The 11,302-nt window shown below is 65.9% G+C and carries 11 protein-coding genes and 1 riboswitch; all 11 genes read left to right on the top strand.

Annotation, left to right across the window (positions count from 1 at the left end; genetic code table 11):
• Positions 1-590 (top strand): IS5 family transposase (locus tag OF850_RS19815; RefSeq protein WP_301592064.1); only part of this gene is annotated, 590 nt, incomplete at its 5' end.
• A gap of 115 nt (positions 591-705) precedes the next feature.
• Positions 706-806, top strand: a riboswitch (glycine riboswitch).
• A 135-nt stretch (positions 807-941) separates the two neighbouring features.
• The gene (locus OF850_RS19810) at positions 942-2,204 is read left to right on the top strand and encodes a D-amino acid dehydrogenase (RefSeq protein ID WP_301592063.1); all 1,263 of its coding nucleotides are present in this window, start codon (positions 942-944) and stop codon (positions 2,202-2,204) included.
• A gap of 716 nt (positions 2,205-2,920) precedes the next feature.
• Positions 2,921-4,276: a phospholipase D family protein gene (locus OF850_RS19805; protein ID WP_301592062.1), complete on the top strand. Its 1,356-nt coding sequence runs from the start codon at positions 2,921-2,923 to the stop codon at positions 4,274-4,276.
• A gap of 1,028 nt (positions 4,277-5,304) precedes the next feature.
• Complete coding sequence (gene rnk / locus OF850_RS19800; protein ID WP_301592061.1) at positions 5,305-5,772, top strand: nucleoside diphosphate kinase regulator; 468 nt, start codon at positions 5,305-5,307, stop codon at positions 5,770-5,772.
• A complete protein-coding gene (locus OF850_RS19795; RefSeq protein WP_301592060.1) occupies positions 5,769-6,689 on the top strand; it encodes a mechanosensitive ion channel family protein in 921 nt (306 codons plus the stop codon). Before rnk ends, OF850_RS19795 begins: the two co-directional genes overlap by 4 nt.
• Positions 6,690-7,192: 503 nt before the next feature.
• Positions 7,193-7,402: a hypothetical protein gene (locus OF850_RS19790; protein WP_301592059.1), complete on the top strand. Its 210-nt coding sequence runs from the start codon at positions 7,193-7,195 to the stop codon at positions 7,400-7,402.
• Positions 7,403-7,523: 121 nt separating this feature from the next.
• Positions 7,524-8,282, top strand: a complete 759-nt coding sequence (locus OF850_RS19785) for a VOC family protein (RefSeq protein WP_301592058.1) — start codon at positions 7,524-7,526, stop codon at positions 8,280-8,282.
• A gap of 545 nt (positions 8,283-8,827) precedes the next feature.
• A complete protein-coding gene (locus OF850_RS19780) occupies positions 8,828-9,430 on the top strand; it encodes a hypothetical protein (RefSeq protein WP_301592057.1) in 603 nt (200 codons plus the stop codon).
• 8 nt (positions 9,431-9,438) lie between these two features.
• Positions 9,439-10,077, top strand: a complete 639-nt coding sequence (locus OF850_RS19775; protein WP_301592056.1) for a 5-formyltetrahydrofolate cyclo-ligase — start codon at positions 9,439-9,441, stop codon at positions 10,075-10,077.
• Complete coding sequence (locus tag OF850_RS19770) at positions 10,074-10,541, top strand: PAS domain S-box protein (protein WP_301592055.1); 468 nt, start codon at positions 10,074-10,076, stop codon at positions 10,539-10,541. Before OF850_RS19775 ends, OF850_RS19770 begins: the two co-directional genes overlap by 4 nt.
• A 112-nt stretch (positions 10,542-10,653) precedes the next feature.
• The gene (locus tag OF850_RS19765) at positions 10,654-11,202 is read left to right on the top strand and encodes a DUF488 domain-containing protein (RefSeq protein ID WP_301592054.1); all 549 of its coding nucleotides are present in this window, start codon (positions 10,654-10,656) and stop codon (positions 11,200-11,202) included.
• Positions 11,203-11,302: the final 100 nt, after the last annotated feature.

Here is an 11,302-nt window from a genome sequence, read left to right as displayed (position 1 = left end):
ACGGCACCCTCAAACGCCTGCACGATCGGCTGCGCGAGCACGCCCGCGAGAAGGCGGGGCGAAGCCGCAAAGCCTCGGCAGGAGTGATCGACTCCCAGACAGCACGCGCCACGGGCGCAGGCGGCCCTGAACGCGGGTTCGACGCAGGCAAGAAGACCTTCGGGCGCAAACGGCACCTGCTGGTGGACGCCTCAGGCCTGATCCTCCTCGCCCACATCCATGCAGCTAGCCTGCACGACACGGCAGGGGCGCAGCAGATGGTCGAGGTGACGTCGTCTAGCGCGTTGCCCCGTCTCGAACTTGTCTGGGCGGACGGAGCTTACACTGGCCCTTTCGCCAGGTGGCTGGACCAGGCCAGAGGATGGCGTGTCGAGGTGCCATTTCACCGTCAACGCCAGGCGTGGCGTCCCGGCCTGGAGGACAAGCCCAAAGGCTTCCAGGTCATCCCGCGCAGGTGGGTGGTGGAACGCACCTTCGCATGGCTTTCGCGCTCCCGCCGCCTCGCCCGTGACCACGAGCGGCTGCCCGAAACCGGCATCGCCATGATCCACACCGCCATGAGCCGCATCATGCTCCGCCGCCTCGCTTGATCAACGGAAGCCACTTTGCGGACAGTCAGTCAGATGTAGGACCACCCCTGCTCGGCACTGCCGGGCACGACCAACCCGAATATTACGGGTTTGACATTTTCGATCGGGCCGTGTTTCAATGCTCGGGCGGGAGAGATCGCGGCGGCTGTAAGGTCGTTGCGGCGCCGAAGGAGCAACCGCCCCGGAAACTCTCAGGCTCAGCACCGCGACCGATTTGGAACTCTGAAAAGTGGAGCAGCCGCTCCCGCCGACGGTGTAAGCCCCTGCCCCAGGACGGAGCAGAGGTGATGCTCTCAGGCCAATGACAGAGGGGGCATTCGAACCGCGCTTCGGCGCGGGAGGAGAATGCGCATGCCCCGCTCGCGCCCTCAAACCGTCGCCGTGATCGGCGCCGGCATCACCGGCATCACCACCGCCTACAACCTCGCCCGCCGCGGTCACTCGGTCACCGTCTTCGACCGTCACCCCTACGCCGCGATGGAGACCTCCTTCGCCAATGGCGGCCAGCTCTCGGCGTCCAACGCCGAGGTCTGGAACAGCTGGGCCACCGTGCTGAAGGGCATGAAGTGGATGTTCACGCCGGGCGCGCCCCTGCTCATGAGCCCCAAGCCGTCCTGGCACAAGCTTTCCTGGATGGCCGAGTTTGTCGCTTCGATCCCGCGCTACGAGGAGAACACCGTCACCTCGGCCCGCCTCGCCCTCGAGGCGCGAGCGCATCTGCGCCGCATGGCCGAGGAGGAAGGGATCGACTTCGACGCCGAGAACCGCGGCATCCTGCATTTCTATCACTCGAAGGAAGACTTCGAGGCGGCTGCCCGCGTCACCGAGCTGCTGCGCAGGGGTGGGCTGGAGCGGCGGGCCGTGACGCCGTCGGAGATCCGCTCCATCGAACCTGCTCTGAAGGGTGAGGTCCATGGCGGCTTCTACACGCCGAGCGACTTCACCGGCGACATCCACAAATTCACCCACGGCCTGGCGCTGGCCTGCGTCCGGCACGGGGTGACGATGCGCTTCTCGACCGAGGTGCTTTCAACCGCCGCGTATACCCATGGCGTGACGGTCACCAGCCGATCCGCCGAGCCGGGTGCCGATGGCGCCCTGCCCCCGCCCGAGACGCAGGACTTCGACGCGCTCGTGGTTTGCGGTGGCGTGATGTCGCGCCAGATCGGCAGGACGCTGGGGGACCGGATCAATATCTATCCGGTGAAGGGCTACTCGATCACGGTCACGCTTGAGGACGCTGCGGACCAGGAAGCCGCGCCTTGGGTCAGCCTGCTCGACGACAAGGCCAAGATCGTGACCAGCCGCCTGGGAGCGCGCCGCTTCCGCGTAGCGGGGACGGCCGAATTCAACGGCTACAACCGCGACATCCGGGCGGATCGGATCGCGCCCCTGGTCTCCTGGTGCCGCGCCCACTTCCCAGGCATGAGCACGCGAGCGGCGGTACCCTGGGCCGGGCTGCGGCCGATGATGCCCGACATGATGCCGCGCGTGGCCCGTGGCCGGAATCCGCGCGTGTTCTACAACACGGGTCACGGCCACCTGGGTTGGACGTTGTCGGCCGCGACCGCGGAATCCGTCGGCGCGCTGGTGAGTGCCGGCTCAAACAGCTGAGCAAGGCCGGCGCCGGCGGCTTTCGTCGGCGCCTTGACGCCTCCGCTCTCGACATGAAGGCTCCGCGAAATGGCACAGCAGGATTTGGCAGAGCAGCGCCATGCTTCCACGGAGCGACGAGCGGCATCGGTTGACGCGATGCTCGTTGCGGCCCTGAGTCGCCACCAGTCTAAGGAGCAGCCCCGGCCAGCGCCTCGGATCTCCTGGAGGTCGCTGATCCCGCGAGGCAGCGCCTCCGCCGCCGTGGAAGGGAGAGGCATCATCAGCGGCTTGGGATCCGACGACCCGGCTCAGAGTGCGGGTCCGACCGAGAACCACGCGCGTGTCATGATCATCGGGGCCTTGTTGGCCGCGTGGCTTGCCACGCACTTGCTGTTCTGGTGGCAGCCAGATCTGGTGCTGCCCCTCAGGTGACCGAAGCGAAACCCCCGATCCTTTCCGGCCTTTGGACCAGTGGCGTGAGCCCATAGGGGCATGCGGTGGTTGGAAGAGCGCTTCGGGTCCTGTGGGTGGCGGTCGCGCTTCTTCTGGTCGCGGCTGTGGGCCTTCGCCTGCTTTTCCCTCTACCGCCTCTGGAGCCTCGCCAAGCCTCGACCGCTGTTTCAGCGCCAGGGGCCACGCCAACCAGCCCCGGCGCGTGGCTGGCCGCATCAGGGCCGCCAGGCCAGAGTGGCGTTTATCTGCTGAACGATGGCCCTGCGGCTTTTGCCGCCCGGGTGCTGCTGGCACGGGCGGCGACGCGCAGCCTCGATCTCCAATACTACATCTGGAAGGGCGACCTTTCGGGCTCGCTGCTGCTCGACGAGATCCGGGCCGCCGCCAGCCGCGGCGTCCGCGTCCGCCTGCTGCTGGACGACAACGGCACATCCGGCCTGGACGGGCCGCTCGCCGCGCTGGACGCCCTCCCCGGGGTCGAGGTCCGCCTGTTCAACCCTTTCGTCCTGCGCTGGCCCAAGGCGCTCGGCTACCTCGCCGACTTCCGCCGGCTGAACCGGCGGATGCACAACAAGAGCTTCACCGCCGACAACCAGGTCACTGTCGTCGGCGGGCGCAACATCGGCGACGAGTACTTCGGCGCCCGGGAGGAAGGGCTTTTCGTCGACCTGGACGCGCTGGCGATCGGCCCCGTGGTGCGCGATGTCTCGGCTGACTTCGATCGCTACTGGAACAGCGCCTCCGCTTATCCCGCCTCACGGATCCTCCCCGCAGCCCCGGAGCGAGACGTAGCGGAGATCGAGGATGCGGCCGAATTGGCCCGCAGCACGCCGGCTGCGCAGGCCTATGTCGCATCCGTCCGGTCGCTGCCCATCATCGAGCGGATCTTCGACGGAACGCTGCCATGGACTTGGGCACCGGTGACGATGGTGAGCGACGACCCGGCCAAGGCGCTGGGGCTTGCGCCGCGCGAGGACCTGCTCTGGCCGACCTTGCGGCGCGCCATCGGTGAGCCGCGCCGCAGCCTCCGCCTCGTCTCGGGCTATTTCGTGCCGACCGATGCCGGCGTCGACGCCTTTGCGGGGCTGGCCCGCGGCGGCGTGGATGTGGGCATCCTCACGAACGCCCTGCGGTCGACCGACGTGCCCGTGGTCTACGCGGGCTATGCCCACCAGCGCGAGGCGCTGCTGCGCGCCGGCGTGCGGCTCTACGAACTCCACGGCATCGGCCGGGATCCCGTCGTCGCGGAGGGTTCGCGACTTTTGCTCGGCTCCGGTTCCGGGTTGGGGGGATCAGAAACCTCCGCTGCCTCGGCTCTGCACGCCAAGACCTTCGCCGTGGATGGCGAGCGCCTCTTCGTCGGGTCCTTCAACTTCGACCCGCGCTCCATCCATCTGAACACCGAGCTGGGCTTCGTGATCGAAAGCCCTTCCCTGACGCAGGCCCTGGAGGCGAGCTTCGCCGAGCGGCTCCCCGCCCAGGCCTACGAGGTTCAGCTTGCCTCCGATGGCGAGCTTGAGTGGGTCGAACGACGCGATGGCACGCTCGTCCAGCACCGCACCGAGCCGGGCACGACCGCTCTGCGGCGGGCCATGGTCTGGCTGCTGTCCTGCCTGCCGATCGAATGGCTGCTGTGACACTTAGTCGCTGGTGGTCGCAACGGTCGATACGCAAAATCTTCAGCCCGGAAAGAGTTCTTCCGTCGTCCTTTACATCGACGGCGTCGAAGCAGGCCGAAGGAACGTCGAACAGCAATCCACCAGCGCTGCTGCCAGTGTGGCGAGTCCTGGGCGACACACCGCAGAGGCCCACTGCTCGAATGTTCGGGCCGACGCTTTTCGATGCGTGATCACAATCACTGGCGACAATGTCACCGTGATCCAGTGACCGCTTCGGCGCATGTCGGAAGTTCTTCGCTCGCGGTGGAGCTTCGAGGCGGCGTCACGGTACCGGCGCCACCACTCGCAGAGTTGAAATAAAATCGGAATTTTACTATATTGTTTTTATTATGCAGATGCGCGGAATTTACTGCCGGCACCCGCGCCATGCGGGAACTCTCCTCGCGGGAGCCTAGCCCCGAGCCATTGGCTCGGGGACAGCGGACGAGAGTGTTTGATGGGGTGCTCACGCTTTCGCGGCGATGCCCCTCCCCGCCCCGAATAAGGTTCTGCCCATGTTGACCCCTGATTTGGTGGATCGCCTCCGCTTCATTCGCTTCGAGCCCGCCGCGCCCTGCGCCCGGTTCGATGGCGCCTTCGCGAGCGCCAAGGAAGCGGCGCATGAGCGGGCTGGCACGCCGATACGGACTCGGCAGCCCCCACCCGGCGAAGCGCGCGGAAGCACGGAAGACCGGGCCTACGGAAAAGCAGGCTCGCTCCTTGATCGTAGGCGTCTTGTTCGTGGCCTGGGTCACGGCAAGGATGGTGCTGTGGTGGCAGCCCGAGTTCGCTTGGGCGGTGGGCTGATTTCTTTGGGTTGAGCCCAAGCCGGCAGGCGACGCGCGATCGGCAAAGACGCGCGTCCGCCTGCCGCATCCTGAAGCCAGATTCCTCGACGCCGCGCGATCGCAAGAAAAGCCTTGCGGACAAGGGCGGCTGGCATGCCGGAGCCCCGGACCCGCGCCCTCACAATCCCAACTGATGATGTGCCCTGAAGGAAAAAGGCCATGACAACCGACACCACACTGCTTGAAGGCCGCCGCGCCAAAAAGCGGACCCAGCCTCCCATCACCCTCTCTACGGCGGACGAGGAACGGCTGTTCACCCTTGCCACTGCGACTGCGCGTCGCAACCCCGAAGTCGCCGCTCATCTTCTGCGCGAGATTGATCGCGCTCGGATCGTGCCTCCCGGCCGGATGCCGCCGGACGTGGTGGCAATGCACTCCCACGTCGAATTTCGCGATGGCGGCACCGGGACGGTCAGCCGTGTCCAGCTCGTTTATCCCCACGAGGCCGACATCGAGGCGGGCCGTGTTTCGGTCCTCACCCTCGTGGGGGCCGGCCTGATCGGCATGACCGCCGGCAGGTCCATCTCGTGGCCGACGCTGCAAGGCAAAGAGCGCGAACTGACCGTGCTGCGCGTCTCGCCGAAGCCCTTCGCCGAGACGGACCGTCTTGCGAGGTCACGAGAATGAACGAGCAGCTGCGCCGGATCGCAGGGCCACTGGCCGCCACGCTGACAAGCGTGGGACTGCTTCTGGCGCAGCCGATGCTGGTGCCTCTTTTCGGGGACGCGAATGCTGCGCCGCCCAGTGGCCAGGTTCTCCGGCTCCTTTTGGGCAGCGCCGCCTACTTTAGCGCGGCCTGGCTCGCCATGCGCCTCGCCGATGTCGTGCTTTCGCGCAACCAGCGAGGACGCGGACGCTCGCCCAAGTTGCTCAAGGATCTCCTTTCGGCCGCCGCCCTTGCGACCATCGCCCTGGTCTTCGAAGGCTCGGCGCTGGGCGTCGCCGCGACGTCCGGCGTCATCGTGGCCGTGCTCGGCTTCTCCTTGCGTGGCGTGATGGGCGACGTCTTTGCCGGCATCGCCCTGGGGCTTGAGCACACCTATCGCATCGGCGACTGGGTGGAGCTGGAAGCCGGACTCAGCGGCCGCGTGATCGAGATCACTTGGCGTGCCACCCGCATCGAGACGCGCGACAAGGTTCAGGTGGCCGTGCCCAACGGCCGCATCGCGCAACAGCGCGTCACCAACTACAGCGCGCCCCGGCCCCAGTATCGTCAGCAGGTCCGCATCACCCTCGACCATTCGCTCGCGGCACAGGACGCGCGCCAGTTGCTGGCCGAGAGCGCTGCGGCGGCTCCTGGTGTTCTAGCCGATCCGCCACCCGATGCGCGCCTGACCGCCCACGAGCCGGACGGCCTCGCCTACATGGTCCGCTATTGGGTGCCGAGCTTCGCCCAGGAGATCGACTGCCGCGACGCCGTGCTGACGTCGGTGGATGAAGCGCTCCGTCGACGTGCCGTGCCGGCTCCGCATCGGCGGTACCGGCTGCGTCTGGACCGACCGGGCGGCGATGCGGCGGAAGCAATCCGACTCCTGGGCCAGTGAGGCAGATCAGGCCCAGTGCTGGGTCGTCCGCGCCTCCTGCTGCATGTCCGAGAAGCAAACTCACGAAGGGTATACTTCATAGGACCAATGAAGAAACTTCATGACAGACTTGTGCTCTAGCAGAAACAGTCAAAATGACTTGAAAGTAAATTCAGATTTAGATATATAACTTCACATGAAGAAGCGCGGAATTCTTTGCCGACACCCGCGCCATGCGGGAACTCTCCTCGCGGGTGTCTAGCCCCGGGCCATCGGCCCGGGGACAGCCAACGAGAGATCTGATGGGGTTCGGACGCACTCGCGGTGTCTCCCCTCCCCCGCATGGAGGTTCTTCACATGATGACCCATGGCTCAGCCTGGGCTGAGCGCGCGGCGATGGATGCCCGGCTCGACGACGCTCTGGCCGATACTTTCCCCGCCAGCGATCCGATCGCGATTTCCGTGACCCGCTCGCGCCCGAGGCGTGACGGAAACAGCGCGAACCCTCGCGAAGGAGGTTCGGCATGAACGGGCGTCGAGACGTCGCCCCGCGTCAGCGGGCGCATTACGAGCGTACCGGACAGACCTGGATGGCAGGCGACACCGCCTGGGATCCACGATCGATGGACAGCCAGGCACCCGTCTGGATGATCGGGTCCCTGGCGGTGGCCTGGCTCACCGCACGGATGCTGCTGTGGTGGCGGCCCGAACTGGTCCAGGCGCTAGGCCAGTAGCCTCCAGCTAAGCCGAGGCCGGCAGGCGGCCGGCCTTCCGCGAGGAGGTGCCGCCGCCTGTTTTGCCGGAAGGGTTGGGCAACGCTTTCACGCAACACTGCCAGAAGGAGGAGAAGCCGCCATGCACCTCCATGGAATTCATCACCTGACCGCCATCACGGCGGACGCGCGCAGCAACCACGATTTCTACACGCGTGTGCTCGGGATGCGGCTGGTCAAGAAGACCGTCAATCAGGACGACACCAGTGTCTACCACCTGTTCTACGGTGATGGCGTGGGAAGCCCTGGCACCGGCCTGACCTTTTTCGACTGGCAGGATGAGCGTGAGCATCGGGGCACCAACTCCATCGTGCGCACCGCGCTGCGCGTATCAGGCGCGAACGCCATGCACTATTGGGCCGCGCGCTTCGAAAACGAGGCCGTGCCGCATGGCCCTGTCCACGAGCTGGACGGCCGATGGCATCTCGACTTCGAGGACCCGGAAGGTCAGCGCCTGAGCTTGGTGGAAGAGGATCGTGCTTTCTTCTTCCATCCCTGGTCCGGCAGCCCCGTGCCGGCGGCGCATCAGATCCAGGGCCTGGGCCCAGTCACCATCAGCGTGCGCGACCTCGAGCCCACGGACCGGTTCCTCACCAAGATCCTGGCGATGCAGTCTGCCCGGAGCTATGTCGCAACCGACTCCCCTCGGGTGACGGTGCAGGTCTACGAGATGGGCGAAGGCGGTCCGGCCGCCGAGCTGCATGTGCGCGCCGACCCGGACCTGCCCCCTGCCCTGCCCTGCCCGGCGCCGGCGGCGTGCACCATGTCGCCTTTCGCATCCCGGATGCGGCCTATGGCCAGTGGACGGAGCGCCTGGGCGTCCGGTCCAGCGGCCCGGTGAATCGGTTCTGGTTCCGCAGCCTCTATGCGCGGGATCCGAACGGCATTCTCTACGAGGTCGCCACGGATGGCCCGGGCTTTGCCGTGGACGAGCCTGTGGGGTCCTTGGGAGAAAGGCTGGTCCTGCCGCCCGTCCTGGAACCGAGGCGGTCAGTCATCGAGCGGGACCTCGTGCCGATTTGAAAGGCGCGCTGGGCGCCAATTGGCCGAAGACACGATCGGCGGGAGATCCATCCCGCCGGGCCGTTGTGAAAGCCGCCTCCATCGAGGTGCGCGCGGGAAGCGTGCCTGCAGCGAGGATGAAGGCGAAGCCCGGGGCTCTGCGATCCCTGGGGAACTCTCATAACCGCTTGGACACGCTCCCTTTGTGCGGGGGACGCTCCGGGAAGAAAACGCCTGAGCTGGAAGCGAAAATTCCCCTCCGCCATAATCAGCGCAAAAATCTTGCACTGACTCTGCATTGATTTTCGTTTGCCTTATATTTTCTGTCAAACGAGGTTTGTCGCTTGGGATAGGACCAATGGCGACAACAGACCGATCGCATCCTTGCAGCAGCACCGCGGCGCCTTTCAGCGGGTGCCAGCTTGTCGGCGATACGCACAGAAACCGGCAAAATTCCTCAGCTGCAGCTTCCGCAGTTCTTGCCCCGCGATTGTCGGTCGTCGTCATGGTGACAACACGAGCGGAAAAAAGCCCATGAATGGATATCACGCGCGCGAGGAAGCGGCCTCGCGCGAAGACGACCCCGACATCCCCCTCGTCTCCTGCAGTTCGCCGCCCTGCTTCCTGCGCGAACTCTCGCCTTCTTTCCTCGGTCCCCTGACGCGCGCTGAGATCCTGGTGTTGCTTGAGAACCTCCTCGCAGTGCGGTGGGCGCGCACCCCTCTTGAGCGCGCTTGGCTCGGCAGCATGCTGCACCGTCACATCGCGCAGATCAGCGGCAAAGATGCGAAAGCCGCATCGCCGGCGCAATTGGCAGCCATAGGGGTGGACCCCTCCCGCGAGACGCTTCGCAAGCTGGCCCTTGATCTGCGCAAGGCATTGCCGCGCATCGAAGATCGGAGCCTGCGACGCGACCTCCAGGACGTGTTGGCAAGCCTGGAGCATTTCCTCCGCAGGCGCTGTGCCGCACTGCGAGAGGAGCTATAGACGGGGCCATGCCATGCTGGGAGGACGTGCGCACCTGGCGACGAGCGGAGCGGGAGCGCCTCATCTCTCGAAGGCCCCTGGTGCCGCGAGATCTGCGAGAGGCCCGGGATGGCATCATCACCGACCACTTGCTCAGCCTCATGATCGCGGCGACCGAGAGCGCACCCCGCGTCCTTGGCTTTTATTGGCCTTTCAAGGGCGAGTTCGACCCGCGGCCCCTGGTGCGCATGCTGCACCGCCGGTGCATCCGCCTGGCGCTGCCGGTGGTCGTGGAGCGAGGGCGGCCGGTCATTTTTCGGGAATGGCAACCGGGCGCGACCATGGTGCCCGACCTGTGGGGTATTCCTGTCCCCGCCCGGGGAGAAATCCTTCTCCCGGACGTCTTGCTGGTGCCGCTGGTCGGGTTCGATGGCTGCGGCCACCGGCTCGGCTATGGCGGCGGCTATTACGACCGGACCCTAGCCGACATGACACCGAAGCCGTTCGCGATCGGTGTCGGTTTCGAGATGTCACGCCTGGGTACGATCTATCCACAGCCACACGACGTACCGATGGATCTGATCGTCACGGAACGCGGCACGGATTGCGCCAGGCCCGTCACCTCGCCAGCGACAAAGGAGAAAACGCCATGTGCGGTGGGGAAATGAGTTCTTCGGAACTGGACCGGGTCGGTCGGGCGCTCCTCGATACCGCAGCGGACGCCATTATCGTTTCCGACCAGCGCGGCACCATCCGCTTCTGGAACCCGGGCGCCGAGCGCATTTTTGGCATCCCCGCTGCCGAGGCGCTGGCCCAGTCGCTCGACATCATCATCCCCGAGCCGCAGCGGCTCCGGCACTGGACCGGGTTCCAACAGGTCATGGAGTCGGGCGAGAGCCGCTACGGCGCGGGCGCGTTGCTTGCTGTTCCAGCGCTGCGAGGGGATGGAAGCCGCATCTCGGTGGAATTCACCATCGTGCCGCTGCACGGGCCCGACGGGCGGATGGAGGGCATGGCCGCCATCCTGCGAGATGTGACGCGCCGCTACGAGGAGGTGCGAGCCCTGCGGCGGGAACTGGCCACAGCCCGGGGAAGGCAGCCGGAAGGATCGCCGCCAGCGAGCACGTCTTAGCAAGCGCCAGCAGGACCACGGGGAAGTGGTCATGCAAGCTGGGTCGAACTGGCCGGCCAGCTACCACGTTGGTCAGTCCTGACAGAGGCGAGCAACAAGGAGACTTGGCGCTATGGGCCGGAATGATGATACCCATCCCGTCTACACGGTCGGCCATTCCACGCGTTCGATCGAGGAGTTCGTCGATCTGCTCAAGGCCGGCAATGTGCAGCGGTTGGTGGATGTGCGGAGCATCCCGCGTTCGCGCACGAACCCTCAGTACAATCTCGACACTTTGCCGGATACCCTAGCCGAACGGCAGATCCGACATTTCATCATTCCCGAACTCGGTGGCCGTCGTAGCCGCGTGAAGGACGTGGCGCCGGAGGTGAATGGCTTCTGGGAGAATCAGAGCTTCCACAACTACGCTGATTACGCGATGTCGAAGGAGTTCTACCGGGGCCTCCTGCAACTGATAGACCTCAGCGTGGAGGCGCCCTGCGCCATCATGTGTTCGGAAGCCGTCTGGTGGCGCTGCCACCGTCGGATCATCGCGGACTACCTTCTGGTCAGTGGCCGGACAGTGCTGCACCTGATGGGCCAAGGCAGGATCGAGGTGGCGAAGATGACCCCTGCTGCGGTGCCCCACGATGGCATGCTGACCTATCCGAAGGCTGCTTAAGCTGGTTCGACGGCGAGCAGCCGCTGCCGAAGCCAAAGCTCGCAGGTGTCCGAAACACGTCAGCGAAGCCCCTGCCTCCCTTGGACGGACCCGATCCAAG

The sequence above is a fragment of the Sabulicella glaciei genome (genome assembly GCF_026183895.1).
In the GTDB taxonomy this organism is placed as follows: Bacteria; Pseudomonadota; Alphaproteobacteria; order Acetobacterales; family Acetobacteraceae; genus Roseococcus; species Roseococcus glaciei.
The sequence above is the reverse complement of the archived record's forward strand: the minus strand, read 5'-3'. Positions and strand labels throughout refer to the sequence as shown.

Bases quoted from the DNA above. Each gene is read 5' to 3' on its own strand.
- OF850_RS19810 (WP_301592063.1), top strand. From the start codon at position 942: ATGCCCCGCTCGCGCCCTCAAACCGTCGCCGTGATCGGCGCCGGCATC.
- rnk (WP_301592061.1), top strand. From the start codon at position 5,305: ATGACAACCGACACCACACTGCTTGAAGGCCGCCGCGCCAAAAAGCGG.
- OF850_RS19795 (WP_301592060.1), top strand. From the start codon at position 5,769: ATGAACGAGCAGCTGCGCCGGATCGCAGGGCCACTGGCCGCCACGCTG.
- OF850_RS19790 (WP_301592059.1), top strand. From the start codon at position 7,193: ATGAACGGGCGTCGAGACGTCGCCCCGCGTCAGCGGGCGCATTACGAG.
- OF850_RS19785 (WP_301592058.1), top strand. From the start codon at position 7,524: ATGCACCTCCATGGAATTCATCACCTGACCGCCATCACGGCGGACGCG.
- OF850_RS19775 (WP_301592056.1), top strand. From the start codon at position 9,439: ATGCCATGCTGGGAGGACGTGCGCACCTGGCGACGAGCGGAGCGGGAG.
- OF850_RS19770 (WP_301592055.1), top strand. From the start codon at position 10,074: ATGAGTTCTTCGGAACTGGACCGGGTCGGTCGGGCGCTCCTCGATACC.
- OF850_RS19765 (WP_301592054.1), top strand. From the start codon at position 10,654: ATGGGCCGGAATGATGATACCCATCCCGTCTACACGGTCGGCCATTCC.